The sequence below is a fragment of the Rhodococcus aetherivorans genome, assembly GCF_025722975.1.
GTDB lineage: Bacteria > Actinomycetota > Actinomycetes > Mycobacteriales > Mycobacteriaceae > Rhodococcus > Rhodococcus aetherivorans.
Genome location: NZ_CP106982.1, coordinates 3,729,416 through 3,746,000, shown reverse-complemented (window position 1 = coordinate 3,746,000; position 16,585 = coordinate 3,729,416). Strand labels below are relative to the sequence as shown.

At 72.4% G+C, this 16,585-nt stretch carries 13 protein-coding genes; 6 read left to right on the top strand and 7 right to left on the bottom strand.

Features of this window, described 5'->3' with window-relative positions:
* Nucleotides 1-88: 88 nt before the first annotated feature.
* Nucleotides 89-745: a hypothetical protein gene (locus tag OCS65_RS16865; protein ID WP_029543381.1), complete on the top strand. Its 657-nt coding sequence runs from the start codon at nucleotides 89-91 to the stop codon at nucleotides 743-745.
* A 95-nt stretch (nucleotides 746-840) separates the two neighbouring features.
* The gene (locus OCS65_RS16860) at nucleotides 841-1,218 is read left to right on the top strand and encodes a VOC family protein (RefSeq protein WP_006935029.1); all 378 of its coding nucleotides are present in this window, start codon (nucleotides 841-843) and stop codon (nucleotides 1,216-1,218) included.
* Between the two features lie 35 nt (nucleotides 1,219-1,253).
* Here the strand turns inward: OCS65_RS16860 and OCS65_RS16855 are convergent, their stop codons facing one another.
* From OCS65_RS16855 to OCS65_RS16835, 5 genes are all read right to left on the bottom strand, one after another.
* On the bottom strand, nucleotides 1,254-2,006 hold the full coding sequence (locus OCS65_RS16855) for a LysR substrate-binding domain-containing protein (RefSeq protein ID WP_050035129.1): 753 nt from the start codon (nucleotides 2,004-2,006) through the stop codon (nucleotides 1,254-1,256).
* Between the two features lie 4 nt (nucleotides 2,007-2,010).
* Nucleotides 2,011-3,453, bottom strand: a complete 1,443-nt coding sequence (locus OCS65_RS16850) for an amidohydrolase (protein WP_168579574.1) — start codon at nucleotides 3,451-3,453, stop codon at nucleotides 2,011-2,013.
* A gap of 3 nt (nucleotides 3,454-3,456) precedes the next feature.
* Nucleotides 3,457-5,961, bottom strand: a complete 2,505-nt coding sequence (locus OCS65_RS16845) for a DEAD/DEAH box helicase (protein WP_168579575.1) — start codon at nucleotides 5,959-5,961, stop codon at nucleotides 3,457-3,459.
* A gap of 185 nt (nucleotides 5,962-6,146) precedes the next feature.
* Nucleotides 6,147-7,184 carry an alpha/beta fold hydrolase gene (locus tag OCS65_RS16840; protein WP_006935025.1) on the bottom strand — a complete coding sequence of 346 codons (1,038 nt, stop codon included), beginning with the start codon at nucleotides 7,182-7,184 and terminating at the stop codon, nucleotides 6,147-6,149.
* 182 nt (nucleotides 7,185-7,366) lie between these two features.
* On the bottom strand, nucleotides 7,367-8,323 hold the full coding sequence (locus tag OCS65_RS16835) for a proteasome assembly chaperone family protein (RefSeq protein ID WP_006935021.1): 957 nt from the start codon (nucleotides 8,321-8,323) through the stop codon (nucleotides 7,367-7,369).
* A gap of 139 nt (nucleotides 8,324-8,462) precedes the next feature.
* Between OCS65_RS16835 and OCS65_RS16830 the strand changes: the two genes are divergently transcribed.
* Together OCS65_RS16830 and OCS65_RS16825 are read left to right on the top strand one after the other, a co-directional pair.
* Nucleotides 8,463-9,230: a hypothetical protein gene (locus tag OCS65_RS16830; protein ID WP_065923484.1), complete on the top strand. Its 768-nt coding sequence runs from the start codon at nucleotides 8,463-8,465 to the stop codon at nucleotides 9,228-9,230.
* A gap of 149 nt (nucleotides 9,231-9,379) precedes the next feature.
* On the top strand, nucleotides 9,380-10,513 hold the full coding sequence (locus OCS65_RS16825) for a DUF4192 domain-containing protein (protein ID WP_006935014.1): 1,134 nt from the start codon (nucleotides 9,380-9,382) through the stop codon (nucleotides 10,511-10,513).
* Between the two features lie 19 nt (nucleotides 10,514-10,532).
* Here OCS65_RS16825 and galE read toward each other — a convergent pair whose 3' ends face one another.
* A complete protein-coding gene (gene galE / locus OCS65_RS16820; protein ID WP_044475851.1) occupies nucleotides 10,533-11,525 on the bottom strand; it encodes a UDP-glucose 4-epimerase GalE in 993 nt (330 codons plus the stop codon).
* 53 nt (nucleotides 11,526-11,578) lie between these two features.
* Nucleotides 11,579-12,265 (bottom strand): iron-dependent transcriptional repressor DtxR, encoded by a 687-nt coding sequence (locus OCS65_RS16815; protein ID WP_006935008.1) that lies wholly within the window; start codon nucleotides 12,263-12,265, stop codon nucleotides 11,579-11,581.
* 150 nt (nucleotides 12,266-12,415) lie between these two features.
* On the opposite strand from OCS65_RS16815, the gene OCS65_RS16810 reads away from it, so the two are divergent.
* A complete protein-coding gene (locus tag OCS65_RS16810) occupies nucleotides 12,416-13,687 on the top strand; it encodes an acetoin utilization protein AcuC (RefSeq protein ID WP_029543391.1) in 1,272 nt (423 codons plus the stop codon).
* Nucleotides 13,688-13,871: 184 nt separating this feature from the next.
* Nucleotides 13,872-16,490, top strand: coding sequence for a bifunctional acetate--CoA ligase family protein/GNAT family N-acetyltransferase (locus OCS65_RS16805; RefSeq protein WP_231772918.1), 2,619 nt, complete (start codon nucleotides 13,872-13,874; stop codon nucleotides 16,488-16,490).
* Nucleotides 16,491-16,585 lie beyond the last annotated feature (95 nt).

The following is a 16,585-nucleotide window of genomic DNA, read 5'->3' as shown; positions in this document are numbered from 1 at the left end:
GAGGCGGGGCAGCGACGGCGGGCCGGCCACCACCTCCCGTGCTCGGCGGCCGGATCCCGTTACCTCCCCGCGTGAGAGGCTGTCGGTCATGCAGCAGCGGAGCTCAGCGCAGTCCCGGATCACCCTCGACGAGGCGGTGGAACTGACCCGCACCGGCGACCTCTGGATCTTCCGCGGCAGCAGCCACGCCGACCGGGCGATCCAGACGCTGACCAACGCCCCCGTCAACCACGTCGGCATGGCGGTGGTCCTCGCTGATCTGCCACCGCTGATGTGGCATGCCGAGCTGGGCAGGAGCCTGCCGGACATGTGGACCGGCCGGCACCACCGCGGTGTGCAGCTGCACGACCTGCGCGAGGCGGTGCAGGTGTGGAGTGCCCGGTACGGGCAGCGCGGCTGGCTGCGCCAGCTCGGCGTCGAGGTGACGCCGGAGCAGGAGGATCAGCTGCTGCGCACCGTCGCCCGGCTGGACGGCACGCCGTTCCCCTCGACGGGCCGGCTGGCGGGGCGCTGGTTCGCGGGCCGGCTGCCGTGGCGGAAACGCACGTCGGATGCGGGTCTCGAGCGCGCGTACTGCGCCGAGGTGGTGGGCGCGACCCTGGAGGCGATGGGGCTGCTCGAGCAACGCGGGCGCGGCAGCAACTGGTACGACCCCGGACGGTTCTGGAGCGGGGACCGGTTGCCGGCCGCGCCCGGGGTCGCATGGGGGCGCGAGATCGAGGTCGTGCCTCCCGAAAACGGGTGAGGGGCTGGTGCGCTCGGTCGCCCCGCCGAAGGCCCACGCCGCCGGATAGGCCCGTTTGCCGGGCCCGCGCGACGACTTCGCGGGATCATGAGCCCATGTCGCGTCCCGCCATCGCACTGCAGGTCTACGTCCTCGACACGCCGGACCCGTCCGGGCTGGCCTCGTTCTACGCCGTGCTGCTCGGCTGGGACATCGACGACGCCGCCACCGACGACGACTGGGTCCAGTTGCGCGCCCCGGCCGGCGGGGGCCTGGCGTTCCAGCTGGCCCCCGAGTTCACCCCGTCGACGTGGCCGGACGACCGGGTCGGGCTGCAGGCACACCTGGACCTCGAGGTCGACGACCTCGACGCCGCGGAGGAGTGGGTGCTGCGGCACGGCGCAACCCGCGTCGTCGGGCCCAACCCCAGCCCGACCTTCCGCACCTACCGGGATCCGAGCGGCCACCTCTTCTGCCTGGTGCGGTCCGCGTGAGCGGTCCGTGTTCCGGCCCGGGGCCTCCCGGGCGGCTACCGGCGCCGGCGCGCCCGTCCGGCGCTCTTCGGCCGGCCCGCGTTTCCGCGGCGGGTCTTCGGCTTCTTGTCGCCGACCACCTTCTTCGGCTGCGATCCCTGCCGCTCCCCGCGCCGTTTCTGCTTCGGCTGGGACTCGTCCTGCCGGCCGCGGGAGCTGTTGGCGGTGCGGCCGCGCACGATCCCGACGAACTCCTCGACCAGATCGGTGGTCCGCTCCGAAAGCCACACCAGGCCCACCTGCGACTGCGGGGCATCGGTCACCGGCCGGTACGTCAGATCCTTGCGGTGGTACAGCCGGGCCAGCGACTGCGGCACGACCAGCACCCCCACCTCGGAGGCGACGTACGACACGGCCGTCTCCGTCGTGGCCGGGCGCTCGAACGCCGCCTCTCCCGGCAGGCGCGCCCAGTCCAGCACGTCGTCGCGCGGATGCAGCACCGTTTCCTCCGCGAGATCGGCGACGCTCAGTTCGTCGACGGCCGCGACGGCATGCTCCTCGGGTACCACCACCACCGATACCTCGGTGTAGAGATTGATCACCGACAGCCCCTCGCGCGGCAGCGGCAACCGCAGCACCGCCGCGTCGACCGTGCCGTCGCGCACCGCGGCCTCGCCGTCGGCGGCGTCCACGGGCACCAGCTCGAGGGGGACGTCGGGTATCCGCTCCGCCCACACCCGCACCCATTTCGCGGGGGTGACCCCGGGGACGTAGGCCAGCCGGAACACCGGGGCGGACTCTTCGCTCACCCGCTCAGGCTAGCGGCCCGTGCGTCCAGCGTCCGCCGAGCATCGTGCCCCACACCGGCATCGCGGCCAGCTCCGCACCGGAGCGGGGCAGCGTGTCCGCGTCGAGCACCACCAGGTCGGCGACGTCGCCGACGGCGACGCGGGCACGACCACCGGTGGACGCGGCCAGCGCCACCTGCAGGTCCAGTTCGTGCTCGCGGTGCCAGACCCGGCCGTCGGGCAGCGTGCGGTCGATCGCGGCGGCCAGCGTCCGCCACGGATCCAGGGGCGCGACCGGCGCGTCGGAGCCCAGTACCAGCCGCGCCCCGGCCGCGTGCAGCGTCCCGTACGGGAAGGCGCGGTGCGTGCGGCCGGGCCAGTACCGTTCGGCCAGGTCCACGTCGTCGTACACGTGCGCCGGCTGGATGCTCGCCGTGACACCCGACCGGGCGAACCGCGGGAAGTCGCGCTCGGCCACGAACTGGGCGTGCTCGACGCTGCCGCGCGCCCCGGTGGCGGCGAACGCGTCGAGCACGTGCTCGCAGGCGTGGTCACCGATCGCGTGGATCGCGCTCTCGACCCCGTGTTCGTGGGCGTGGCGCATCAGCGGCTCGAGCCGTTCCGGCGGCACCGACAACACCCCGTGCCCGCCGTCGGGATACGGGTCGTGACAGTAGGCGGTGCGGGTGCCGAGCGATCCGTCGACGATCACCTTCAGCGGACCCACCGTCGCCAGCCCCGCGGTGCCGGGTACCACGTCGCCGGTGCGCATGCCCGCCGCGATCGCCGCGTCCAGCCACCGGGGCCAGATCCCGCACCGCACACGCAGGTGCCGCGTCCCGGCGCCGATGCGGCGCCTCCACGCGGCGAGAGTGTCCGCGATCTCGAAGTCGACGACGCCCACCACGCCGCGGGCGGCGGCCGCCCGGGCCGCGGAGTCCACGAGGCGATCGCGCACCTCGGGGTCGACGCGCTGGATCTCGTTCATCAGCGGCATGAACTCGGTTTCCCGCAGCAGCCCCGTGGGGTGTGGATGCAGCGAGAAACGCTGTAGCGCAGCAGTATTGAACCAGGCGCTGTGCAGGTCCGCGCTGAACGCGACGACCGGCCGGGCGGGGGCGATCGCATCGAGCGCCGCAGCGGTGGGCGTGTCCGGCCACAGCCCGTCGCGGAAACCGTGCGCGACCACGACGGGGGCGGGGTCACCGGCCAGGCGGGCGGCCACCAGCGCGACCGCGTGCGCGGCCGACGTCGCGCCCGACAGGTCGAGCGCGGCCTGCGCGAGGGTCCACTGGTCGAAGTGCACGTGCGCGTCCCACAGGCCCGGCAGCACCAGTCGCCCGCCGGCGTCGACGACCTCGGTGCTGCCCGCGATGTCACCGCCGATGCGGTCGCCGGTGATCGGCAGGTCGACCGGGCCGGCACCGGGCGCCGTGCGGGCGCCACGCAGGACGAGGGACGGCGGCACCGCTCAGCCCTCGACGATCTCGAACTCGTCGAACACCACCTCGCCGGCCGCGTCGGACTCGGCGAGGTTCACCTCGCCGAGCAGCGCCCAGCCGTGGTCCCCGGCGGGGTCGGCCAGGGTCTGCCGGACCCGCCACAGATCCTTCTCCTCGACCACGGTGAACAGCTGCGGGCCCCGCGCGTCGGGGCCGGTGCCGATCTCGTCGTACTCCTCGAAGTACAACTCGAGCAGGTCGGCCCAGTCCTGGGCCTCGAGCCCGTCGCCCAGCTCGGCGAGCTCGTTCCACCGTCGCCGCGACGCCAGTTCCACCCGCTTGAACATCGCATTGCGCACCATCACCTTGAACGCCCGCGTGTTCGCCGAGATCGGTTTGGGCACATCCGCGCCGAATGCCACCTGCTGATCGTCGGATTCGACGCCGGGGTTGGTGAGCGACTCCCACTCGTCGAGCAGGCTCGAATCGACCTGGCGGATCAGCTCGCCCAGCCACTCGGTGAGGTCTTCGAGTTCCTCGGTGCGGGCCGCGTCCGGAACCGTCTGGCGCAGCGCCCGGTAGGCGTCCGCGAGGTAGCGCAGCACCAGTCCCTCCGAACGGGTCAGGCCGTAGTGACCGACCAGTTCGGCGAACGTCATGGCCTTCTCGACCATGTCCCGCACCACCGACTTGGGGGACAGCGGGAACTCCGAGACCCACGGATGCCCGGCGCGGTACGTCTCGAACGCCGGCTCGAGGAGTTCCGCCAGCGGCTTCGGCCAGGTGATCTCCTCGAGCAGCTCCATGCGCTCCTCGTACTCGATGCCGTCGGCCTTCATCTGCTGCACGGCCTCACCGCGCGCGGCGTGCTGCTGCGCCATGAGGATCTGCCGCGGATCGTCGAGCGTGGACTCGATCACCGACACCACGTCCAGCGCATAGGCGGGGGAGTCGATGTCGAGCAGCTCGATCGCGGCGAGCGCGAACGGCGACAGCGGCTGGTTCAGCGCGAAGTCGCGCTGCAGGTCCACGGTCAGCCGCGCCGTCCGGCCGAACTCGTCGGGCTCGTCGAGCTGCTGCACCACCCCGGCCTGCACCAGCCCCCGGTACAGCGAGATCGCCTTGAGGATGTGCCGGCGCTGGGCGGGGCGCGCTTCGTGGTTGTCCTCGAGCAGATGGCGCATCGCCTCGAAACAGCTGCCGGGGCGGGCGATCACGTTCAGCAGCATCGAATTGCTCACGGAGAAGCGCGAAGTGAGCGGCTCGGGGGATGCGGCGACGAGCTTGTCGAACGTGCCCTCGCCCCACGAGACGAATCCCTCGGGCGGCTTCTTGCGCTGCACCTTGCGGCGCTTCTTCGGGTCGTCACCGGCCTTGGCGAGGGCCCGCACGTTCTCGATCTCGTGCTCGGGCGCCTGCACCACGACGGTGCCCATCGTGTCGAATCCGGCACGGCCGGCGCGGCCGGCGATCTGATGGAACTCGCGGGCCTTGAGCTGCCGGGTCCGGGTGCCGTCGAACTTCGTCAGGCCGGTCAGCAGCACCGTCCGGATCGGCACGTTGATGCCCACCCCGAGGGTGTCGGTCCCGCAGATGACCTTCAGCAGCCCGTCCTGGGCCAGCCGCTCGACGAGCCGCCGGTACTTCGGCAGCATCCCGGCGTGGTGCACGCCGATGCCGTGCCGCACCAGCCGCGACAGCGTCTTGCCGAAGCCGGTGGAGAACCGGAACGCGCCGATCGCCTCGGCGATCGCGTCCTTCTCCCCGCGCGAGCACATGCTCACGCTGGTCAGGGCCTGCGCCCGCTCCAGGGCGGCGGCCTGGGTGAAGTGGACGACGTAGACGGGGGCCTGGTGCGTGGTGACCAGTTCCTCGATCTCTTCGCCGATCGGCTTCTGGGAGTAGGTGAACGACAGCGGCACCGGCCGCTCGGAGCCGGACACCTCGGTGGTGGTGCGGCCGGTGCGCCGGGTCAGGTCCTTCTTCAGGAAGGTGACGTCGCCGAGGGTCGCCGACATCAACAGGAACTGCGCGCGGGGCAGTTCCACGAGGGGCACCTGCCACGCCCACCCGCGGTCCGGCTCCGAGTAGAAGTGGAACTCGTCCATCACCACCTGGCCGATGTCCGAGCCGGCGCCCTCCCGCAGCGCCAGATTGGCGACGATCTCGGCGGTGGCGCAGATGATCGGGGCACCGGGGTTCACCGAGGCGTCGCCGGTCATCATCCCGACCCGATCGGCGCCGAACACCTCGCACAACGCGAAGAACTTCTCGCTGACCAGCGCCTTGATCGGGGCCGTGTAGAAGGTGCGCGTACCGGTGGCCAGGGCGAAGAAGTGCGCGCCGAGCGCCACCATCGACTTGCCCGACCCGGTGGGCGTCGCGAGGATCACGTTCGACCCGGAGACCAGCTCCAGCAGCGCCTCCTCCTGCGCCGGATACAGCGAGAGGCCGCGCCCGGTCGTGAAGGTGGTGAAGGCGTCGAACAGCGAGTCCTCGTCGACGATGTCGGGGGTCAGATCCGGAAGCAGCACCGCTCCAGGCTAGTTGTTGCCGCCGTGACCGCGCCGACGCGCCGTGTGCGGCAGGCCGGCGCGCGGCGGCCGACGGGTCCTGCCGCCCGCGCCGGTCTCGACGGCTGCACCTGCCGGAGCGGGCCGACGGCGACGTGTGACGGCGTTCGAGGACTCGGCGCGGGACGTCGTGGGCGGCGGGTCGCTCAGGTGGCGCTGCGTTCGTCGGCGCCCATCGCGCCGAGCACGGCCCTGCGGGTGGCCGGACCGCCCGTGATCTGGTTCTCGCTGACGCCGTTGATCAGCAACTCGCGCCAGCGTTGCTCGTCGAACACGAGGGGTGCGGTCGAGTCGAGGAACTCCTCGACGACCCGCAGGAACCGGATGGGGTCGTCCCGGAACGGGAAATGGCCGGCGCCGCGGAAGACGTCGAGCCGGGAGTTGGGCATCGCCGAATGCGCCAGGTAACCGTGACTGACCGGGATCACGCTGTCGTGATCTCCCCAGATCAGCTGCACGGGCAGGTTCTCGGTCAGGTAACAGCGGTCGAGCATCGTCACCACCTGGCCGCGCCAGTCCACGACGGCCCGCAGCGTGCGCAGGAACGCCTCGTACGCGGTGGGATCGGGCAATCCGCTCAGGACCCGGATCAGATCCGAGGTGTCGTGCAGGAAGGGGCCGGGCCGCAGCGGCGTGTCGTGCAACTGTCCGAGCAGGCCGCCGGCGATGCGTACCGCGGGCAGGGCGCCGGGCAGCCGCAGCAGCTTGAGGACCTCGCTCAGGCCGGGCATGGACAGCAGGCGCAGCGCCGGGTGGACGTCCTTGGTGACGCCGCCGGCCGAGACCAGGATGAGCCGGTCGACCATCTGCGGGAACTGGTACGCGAACTGCATCGCGACGCCGCCGCCGAGGGAGTGCCCGACCACGGTGACGTGCTCGATGTCCAGGACCGAGAGCAGGTCGCGGACGCCGTTGGCGTACGCGGCGACCGAGTAGTCGGCGCGCGGCTTGTCGGAGCGGCCGTGGCCGAGCAGGTCCGGTGCGATGACCGTGTACTTGCGGGCCAGGTGCGGGATGACCTCCTGCCAGGTCGAGGAGTTGTCGCCGATCCCGTGGATCAGCAGCAGCGCGGGGCCCTCGCCGGCGAGTCGGAAGGCGCGACGGTAGCCGTGGATGGTGCGGAAGACCATCCGCGTCTCCGCGTCCGGCACCGGCCGGAGCGTGCGTGTGCGCGGTGTACCCATGTGCGTCTCCTGACCGCCGGTTCCTCGTCTACCTGTGGTGTCCGAGGCGCCGGACCGTCTCCGGCCCGACCCTTCAGCTCAACTCGTCGAACTGAGCGTACTGACTGTATGTGACCTGCACAACGCGAAGTGTAACGAGAGAGTAATGATCCGGGGTCGGACAGGCGGCGATTCGAACCCGGTCAGGCGGAGGGGTCCGCGTCGCCGGGCTGTCCGTTCCCGCCGCGATCCTCGTATTCGGCGAGGAAACGCTCGAACTCGGCACCGATCTCCTCGCCGGTCGGCAGGTTCTCGTCCGTCGGCAGCTGGGCGGCCTGCTGCTCCTGGGCCGCCACATAGCTGTCGTACTGCCGCTCGAGTCCGCGGACCACCGCCTGCACCTCCTCGTTCTGGGCGATGTGCTCGTCGATCTGCTCACGCACCCGTGCGGCGGCCTCGCCGAGCGCGGCCAGCGGCAACCCGAGGCCCCCGGCTTCGGCGACGTTCTCGAGCAAGGTCTCGGCAGCGCCCGGGTACTCGGTCTGCGCCAGGTAGTGGGGCACGTGGACCGAGAACCCCACCGACTCGTGCCCGTGCTGCGCCATCCGCAGCTCGAGCAGCGACGACACCCCCGCCGGCACCTGCAGCTCGCCCGTCCAGCGGTGGTGGTCGGCGATCAGGTCCTTGTTCGTCGAGTGCGCCGTCACGCCCAGCGGACGGGTGTGGGGGATCGCCATCGGGATCGCGCTGATCCCGATCGTGCGCCGGACCCCGAACTGCTCGGCGAGCAGGCGCACCGCCGTGATGAACCGCTCCCATTTCAGGTCCGGTTCCGCGCCGGCCAGTAACAGGAAGGGGGTTCCGGCCGTGTCGATCAGGGCGTACAGGTTGAGTTCGGGGGCGGCGTAGTCGGAGAAGTGATCCGCCTTGAACGTCATGGTCGGCCGCCGGGACCGGTAGTCGATCAGCTCGTCCACGGCGAACGACGCCACGAGTTCGCTTTCGAGGCTCTCGCGCAGGTGCGTGGTGGCGAGCCGCACCGCATGCCCGGCGTCGGCGAACCCCTCGAGACCGTGCACCAGCACGGGACCCTCGCCGTCGGCAGACGTCAGCTGCGGAGCGGGGAACTCGAGCTCGTACATGCGGGACTGGTCGTCCATGCGAACATCCTCCGTTCGATCCGGGGCGCCGTGATACCGCCGGGTCACCGGCGTGGCATGGTGGAGTTCGAGTCTAGTTGAACTGGTGATCAGCTTCCGCCGGGGCACGACCCCGGCGGGACGCGACAGCGGAGGTCCGGTGGCAACCCACAGCGCAGGAGACGACGTCCGGACGCCGCGCCGCCCCCGGACCCCGCCGGTGCCCTTCCGCCGGCTGGGCGCGACCGTGATCGGGGGCGCGTTGCTGCTCGCCGCCGGGTGCTCGTCGACCGTCGACGGCACGCCACAGCCCGAGCCGGCTGCACTGGCCACGACGGACGAGGCCGGCACCGCGGGCCGGCCCCTCGCCGAACTGCTGCTGCCGCCCGAGCAGTTCCCCGAGCCGTACGACGCGGTGGTGCTACCGCCGCAGGCGGTCGCCCAGGCCGCTCCCGACCTCACCGGAGTCCCGGAGGGGGCCAAGGTGGATCCACCCGGATGCCTGCCGCCGCCGCAGAACTACGGCCCGGACGGGACCGCGATGGTGGTCGGCACGGACAACGACAGCCGGGCCACGATCTCGGTCGAACTCGTCGCTGTCACCGACGACCTGGCCGCCTACCGCGACCGTCTCGTCGAATGTCCCGTCGTCGCGGCGACCCGCCGGGGCGTCACCGCCACGGTGACGACCACGGTCGACCCGTCGGCGCCGCCGGCCGCCGCGGGGGTGGCGACCCTCGCGTTCACCCGCACCGTCCGCTCGGGCGAGGGCCGGGAGGTGGTCACCCAGTCGATGACCAGCCGGATCGCCCAGGTCGACGACGTGCGGGTGCTGGTGACGTACATGTCCTTCGGTGCGGGGCCCGCCGACACCGCCACCCTGGGCCGGGTGTTCGAGGCGAGCGTGGAGCGCGTGCGCGTCGGCTGACGCGGCACGCTACCAGCCGGCACCGACATCGGGCGGCCGGAACTCCTGCGGCCGCAGTACTTGTCCACAACCGGAGCGCTCGTCCCCAGATTCCGCGGATCCGGGTCGCGCGGCCCCCGAGGGCACCGGTCGTCGGGGACAGTCGGCGCATGACCACATCGACTTCCTCGCCCCGGCCGCTGCGACTCACCGATCCGGGGGATCTGATCGCCGCCGTGCCGGCCATGCTCGGCTTCCTGCCCGCACGGTCGCTGATCGTGCTGAGCCTCGCGTCCGATGCCGGCGGCGGGCGCGACGGTGCCCGGTCCGCGACCGTCGGCGCCGTCATGCGCCACGACCTGATCCTGCCGCCCGGCGAGGACGATCCGGTGCCGGCTGCGATGCGCGACGTCTTCGACCGATTCGGTGCGCTCTGCGATCGGGAGGGCGCCGACGCCGTGCTCGTCGTCCTCGTCGACGACCGTCTCGACCACCCCGACGCCCCCGCCGTCGCCGCGGCCTGCCGACTGCTCGACGACTTCGCCGTCCGCCTCGACCGGCGCGGGGTTCGCATCGCCGGAGCACACGCCGTTTCCGAGGTCGCTTGCGGCAGAACATGGTTTGCGCTCGTCGGCGGTGCGCGCGGGACGGTCCCGGACCCGCAGGCCTCGCCCGTCGCCGCCGCCCGCGTCTTCGAGGGCGGGGCGATCCGGCGGTCCCGCGCCGAACTCGCCGATCTGCTCACCCCGCTGCCGATGCCCGGGCGCATGCAGGTTGCCGACCACATCGACGAGGCGATCGACGCGCGTGACCTCGCCTACGAACTCGCCGTCCGCGCCGGCGGCCGCGACCGCGCCGACCGTCAGGAACTCGAGGCCGTGCTGGCCCACATCGCCCGGCACGACGACGGCGCCGAGCTGCTCGCCCCCGAGCTTGCCGAACTCGCCGTCCTGCTGTCCAATTCGACCGTGCGCGACGCCGTGATGGCCCTCGCGGCGGGCGCCGAGGCCGACACCGCCGAACGGTTGTGGGTCACGCTCACCCGGCGTCTCCCGGACCCGGAACGAGCCGAGGCCGCCGCCCTCGTCGGCTACAGCGCGTACGTTCGGGGCGACGGACCGCTCGCCGGGGTGGCCCTGGGGGTCGCACTCGAGTCCAACCCGCGGCACCGGCTCGCCGACCTCCTCGACCAGGCCCTGCAGGCCGGGCTGCGGCCGCACACCGTGCGCGGCCTCGCCGACACCGGCTACGAGATCGCCGCGCGGCTCGGGGTGCGAATGCCCCCGCCCGCACCGGCGGCGTGACCGCCGGGACGGCGCCGGCTCAGCGCCGTGCCGCGTGCGACCGGTCGCCGAGTTCCTGCAGGTAGACCCACGCGTCGGCGACGATCTCGTCGAGGCTCGTGTGCTGCGGCTTCCAGCCCAGTTCCTCGACGGCGCGGCGGCTCGACGCGATCAGCACGGCCGGATCCCCGGCGCGCCGGGGTGCATCGACCACCGTGATCGGCAGGCCCGTCACTCGGCGGCACGCCTCGATGACCTCCCGGACGGTGAAGCCCTCGCCGCTCCCGAGGTTGTAGACGGCGTGCTCGCCGGGCCGGGCGGCCGCCAGTGCCAGCAGGTGGGCGTCGGCGAGGTCCTTGACATGGATGTAGTCCCGCACCGCCGTGCCGTCCTTGGTCGGCCAGTCGGTGCCGAACACCGAGATGTGCTCGCGCTGGCCGAGAGCCACCTGCAGCACGAGCGGAATCAGGTGCGTCTCGACCGCGCGGTTCTCGCCGGCACCGTGGTATGCGCCCGCGACGTTGAAGTAGCGCAGGCTCGTCGCGGCCAGACCGTACGCCCGCGTGTACGACGAGATCGCATGGTCGATGGCGAGTTTCGTGGCGCCGTACGGGTTGGTGGGCCGGGCGGGTGCATCCTCGGTGATCGGTACCCGGTCCGGCTCGCCGTACGTCGCCGCCGTCGACGAGAACACCAGCCGCGGTGTTCCCGAGGCGCGGATCGCGTCCAGCAGGGCGAGGGTCGCGACGACGTTGCCGTGCCAGTACTTGTCCGGATGCTCGACGGACTCGCCGACCAGGGACTGGGCCGCGAAGTGCAGCACCCCGTCGAACCGGGGCTGTGCACCGCCGCCGAGCACCTCCGCGGCCGCGGTCGCGATGTCGCCCTCGACGAACTCCGCGCCGGCCGGGACGGCGTCGGCGTTGCCGGTGGACAGATCGTCGAGGATCACCACCTCGTGACCCTGCTCGAGCAGCACCGTGCTGCAGACGCTGCCCACATAGCCGGCACCGCCGGTAACCAGAAGCCTCACGCTGGGACCCTTCTTCGCCGGCCCGCGCGGGGCCGGCGAAGAAGGGGCCTGTCTCAGACCTGCTTCACCTGCACCGCGTGGGCCATCTCGTCGGAAAGTTCGAAGCCGTCGTGGCCGGGCACGTTGATGACCACCGACCCCGGCTTCGTCTCGACTGTAACGCGTGCGTCGGGGACGATCCCCGCCTCACGCAGCCGCCCGATCACCTCGTGATCGGACTGCACGTACTCCGCCAGCCGGCGCACGACCACGGCGGTCGGCTTGCCCGGCGGGATCTCGGTGAGCCGCACCAGCCGCTCGTCCGCCGCGGCCGGGCGGTCCAGGCCGAGCTGGTCCAGTCCCGGAATCGGATTGCCGTACGGCGAGGTCGTGGGGTTGTGCAGCACCTCGACGAGGCGGCGCTCGACCTCCTCGCTCATCACGTGCTCCCAGCGGCATGCCTCGGCGTGCACGTTCTCCCAGTCGAGACCGATCACATCCACGAGCAGCCGCTCGGCGAGCCGATGCTTGCGCATGACCGACACCGCCAGGTCGCGGCCCTTCTCGGTCAGCTCGAGGTGCCGGTCGCCTGCCACGCGCAGCAGCCCGTCCCGCTCCATCCGGGCGACGGTCTGGCTCACGGTCGGTCCGCTCTGTTCCAGGCGTTCGGCAATGCGCGCACGCAGCGGCACGACGCCCTCTTCCTCCAAGTCGTAGATCGTCCGGAGGTACATCTCCGTGGTATCGACCAGGTCCTTCACTCTCACACCCCTTCGTCTGCGGCCGATTCTAACCGGGCGAAACCCCCGGCGGGCGCACCTTGCGCGGCGCCGCCCGGCGGGGCCTGCGGCAGGCGCGCCGGGGCCCTGCGGCACTCGCATCGCCCCGGACGGCGCAGTAGCTTTGTGGCCATGACCACGACCTCCGCCGCGACGGGCGATCCGACACATCCGAGCGGCGACCGAGTGGTGGTGTGGAGCCCGGACTTCCTCGACTACCGGTGGGGCCCGACTCATCCCATGAATCCCACCCGGCTCGATCTCACGATGGCACTGTCCCGCGGCCTCGGCCTGCTCGAGGGGGTGGAGACCCTGCGTCCGCCGGCCGCGACCGACGCCGAGCTGCTGCGCATCCACACCCCTGCCTACGTCGAGGCCGTCAAGCACGCCGGCAGCCTGCCGCCAGGTTCGACCGCCGGGGCGGAGGCCCCGCACGGTCTCGGCACCGAGGACAATCCGATCTTCCCGCGCATGCACGAGGCCAGTGCCGTCCTCGCAGGCGGCACCCTCGCCGCCGCCCGGGAGATCGCCGCCGGCCGCACCCGGCGGGCGGTGAGCATCGGCGGTGGGATGCACCATGCGATGGCGGACTGGGCCGCCGGATTCTGTGTGTACAACGACGCCGCCATCGCCATCTCGTGGCTCCTGGACAACGGCTTCGACCGGATCGCCTACATCGACGTCGACGCCCACCACGGCGACGGGGTGCAGCACGCCTTCCTGAGCGATCCCCGGGTGCTCACCGTCTCCATCCACCAGCACCCCGCGACGCTGTGGCCGAACACCGGCTGGTCCAGCGAGGTCGGCACCGGCGCCGCCGAGGGGACCGCGATCAACCTGCCGGTCCTGCCCGGCACCGTCGACGCGCTGTGGCTGCGCGCATTCCACGCCGTCGTCCCCGCCGCGGTCGCGACGTTCCGGCCGCAGATCATCATCAGCCAGTGCGGTGCCGACAGCCACCGGGAGGATCCGCTGGCCGACCTCTCGTTGACCGTCGACGGCCAGCGCGCGGCGTATCTCGCCATGCGCGAGCTCGCGGACCGGCACTGCGAGGGCCGGTGGCTCGCGGTGGGCGGAGGCGGCTACGGGCTGGTGCGGGTGGTGCCGAGATCCTGGACCCACCTGATCGCAGCCGTACTCGACCGCGAGATCGACCCCGCCACCCCGATCCCCGACGAGTGGCGCGAGCGGGTCGCCGCGATGGCGCCGGGGGTCGATCTGCCGACCGTGATGGGGGAGGGCGGCGACGTGGCGTATCTGCCGTGGGACGGCCCCGGCGGTACCCCCGAGACCGGCGTCGCATCGTTCGATCGTGCCCTCAGCCGCGTCGACTCGGCCATCGTCGCCACCCGCCGGGCCTGCTTCCCGCTGCTCGGCCTGGACCCGGAGGACCCGCGTGACTGAATCCGAGAACACGGCCCACGGCCCCGCGGTCACCGCGGGGCAGACCCCCGACGGCGACGCCGCCGGCGGGCCGGCCGACGCGGCCGCCGGCGAGCCGGTCGATGCCGCCGCCCGCGCACAGGCGGAGAAGGAGGCCGCCCGCGAGCGCGCACTCGCTGTCGCCCGCAACTACCCCAAGCACTGGGTGGCGGACGTCCTCGCCGCCGACGGCAAGGCCGTGCACCTGCGGCCCATCGTCCCCGAGGACGCGGACCTGCTCGTGGACTTCCACAGCAAACTCTCCGAGCGCACCCGCTATCTCCGCTACTTCGGCCCCTACCCGACGATGTCGAAACGGGACCTGTTCAACTTCACCGTCGTCGACCACCACCGGCGGGTCGCGTTCGTGGCCCTGCTCGGCGGGGAGATCATCGCGGTCGGCCGCTACGAGGGTCTGCCCGAGGGCGACGGCCTGTCCGCCGAGGTCGCATTCACCGTCGCCGACGCGCACCAGGGCCGCGGCCTCGGTCCGATCCTGCTCGAGCACCTCGCCGGGGCCGCCGCCGAGAACGGCCTCCACACCTTCGTCGCGGAGGTGCTGGCCGAGAACCGCAACATGGTGACCGTGTTCCGGGAGGCCGGCTACCAGGTCAGCCGCAGTTTCGAGGGCGGCGTGGTGCGACTCGAGTTCGCCATCGACCCCACCGAGGCGCTGGTGTCGGTGCGTAACGCCCGCGAACGAGCCGCCGAGGCCCGCAGCGTCCGCAACCTGCTCAGCCCGGGCAGTGCCGCCGTCATCGGCGCGTCCACCGACAGCCGCAAGGTCGGCAACGCGGTCCTGGTCAACATGCTGCGCAGCGGCTTCACCGGCCCGGTCTATCCGGTCAACGCCGAGCACCGCTCGGTGCGTGGCGTGCGGGCCTATCCGACCGTCCGTGACATCCCCGACGACATCGACCTCGCGATCGCGGCGGTCCCGGCCGACGCCATCGACGCGGTGCTCGACGACTGCCTCGCGAAGGGCGTCAAGGCGTTGCTCGTCGTGTCGTCCGGCTTCGGCGAGACCGGTCCGGAGGGCCGGGTCGCGGAACGCCGCCTCGCCCACGCGGCCCGGGCGCACGGCATGCGGCTGATCGGGCCGAACGCGCTCGGCGTCGCCAACAACGATCCGGAGATCCGCCTCAACGCCACCCTCGCGCCCGTGCTGCCCGCGGCCGGCAACGTCGGCTTCTTCTGCCAGTCCGGCGCGCTGGGCATCGCGATCCTCGACGAGGCGGCCAAGACCGGCGTCGGCCTGTCCTCGTTCGTCTCTGCCGGCAACCGCGCCGACCTGTCGGGCAACGACCTGCTGCAGTACTGGGACACCGATCCGGCCACCGAGGTGGTGCTGCTGTATCTCGAGAGCTTCGGCAATCCGCGCAAGTTCTCGCGTATCGCGCGGCGCGTGGCCCGCAGCAAGCCGATCGTCGCCGTCAAGAGCGGCCGCCACGCCGTGCCCCCGGTCCTCGCGGCCCGCACGGGGGAGATGGACGACACCATCGTGCGGGACCTGTTCGAGCAGGCCGGCGTCGTGCAGGTGGGTTCGATCGCGCAGTTGTTCGACTCCGCCCTGTTGTTCGGCTACCAGCCGCTGCCCGCCGGCCCCCGCGTCGCGGTGGTGGGCAACTCCACGGCCCTCGGCGTGCTCGCCGTCGACGCCGCCCGCAGCGAGGGCCTGCACGTCGGTGAACCCGTCGATCTGGGGGCGGCGGCCTCGCCGGAACAGTTCGCGGCAGCCGTCGCCCACGCGCTCGAGGCGGCCGATGTCGACGCGGTGATCGCGGTGTTCGTGCCCCCGGTCGCCGTGACGGTCGAGCCGTACGCGCAGGCCCTGCGCGACGCCGTCGCCGGCACCGACAAGCCGGTGCTGACGACGTTCCTCGCCACCGAGGGCCTGCCCGACGTGCTCGCCGTGCGCGGACCGGACGGCCACCCCACCCGGGGTTCGGTGCCGTCGTATCCGGGGCCCGAGCGGGCGGCGCTCGCGCTGGCCCGGGCGTGGCGGTACGCCAAGTGGCGCAGCCGTCCGGCGTCCCAGGTCGTCCGTCCGGCGGGCATCGAAGCCGACAAGGCCCGCACCCTGGTCGAAGGGTGGCTGGCGACGTCGCCGGACGGACGCTGGCTCTCGGACACCGAGGCGGCGCTGCTGCTCGCGTGCTACGGCGTGCACATCGCCGAGTTCCGGGCGGTGACCACGGCCGACGAGGCCGTCGCCGCCGCGGAGGAGATCGGGTTCCCCGTCGCGGTGAAGGCGACCGGCGCCCACTGGCGGCACCGGCCGGACCTGAGCGGGGTGCGGCTGGATCTGCTCGGGCCCGAGGCGGTGCGGATCGCGTACCGTGACCTCGCCGCGGTCTCCGGGGAGCCGTTGCTGCACGTGCAGAAGATGGCCACCAAGGGCATCGGTTGCGTCGTGCAGGTGCAGGACGACCCGTCGTTCGGGTCGCTGATCTCGTTCGGTCTCGCCGGGGTCATCTCCGACCTGCTCGGCGACCGCGCTTTCCGGGTCCTGCCGGTCACCGAGGACGAGGCGGTCGAGCTGATAGACGCACCCAAGGCGGCGCCGCTGCTGTCCGGCTACCGCAACACCGAGCCGGTCAGCAAGGCCGCGCTCGTCGACCTGGTCCAGCGCATCTCCGCTCTCGCCGACGATCTGCCGGAGGTGCGGGAGATCGCGTGCGAACCGGTCCTCGCGTCTCCCACGGGCGCGGAGATCACCGACGCGCACCTGCGGATCGGCCCCGAGCCGCACCCCCTCGACCTCGGCCCCCGCCGGCTGCGCTGACCTCGGCCCCCGCCGGCTGCGCTGACGGCCGCGGCGGTCCGCGGACGCGAAGATCCCCGAGAACCCAGCCCGGTTCTCGGGGATCGTCCGGCCGA

Coding starts and splice junctions, on each gene's coding strand:
- OCS65_RS16810 (WP_029543391.1), top strand. CDS start 12,416: ATGACCACGACCTCCGCCGCGACGGGCGATCCGACACATCCGAGCGGC.
- OCS65_RS16840 (WP_006935025.1), bottom strand. CDS start 7,184: ATGGGTACACCGCGCACACGCACGCTCCGGCCGGTGCCGGACGCGGAG.
- OCS65_RS16835 (WP_006935021.1), bottom strand. CDS start 8,323: ATGGACGACCAGTCCCGCATGTACGAGCTCGAGTTCCCCGCTCCGCAG.
- OCS65_RS16860 (WP_006935029.1), top strand. CDS start 841: ATGTCGCGTCCCGCCATCGCACTGCAGGTCTACGTCCTCGACACGCCG.
- OCS65_RS16825 (WP_006935014.1), top strand. CDS start 9,380: ATGACCACATCGACTTCCTCGCCCCGGCCGCTGCGACTCACCGATCCG.
- OCS65_RS16865 (WP_029543381.1), top strand. CDS start 89: ATGCAGCAGCGGAGCTCAGCGCAGTCCCGGATCACCCTCGACGAGGCG.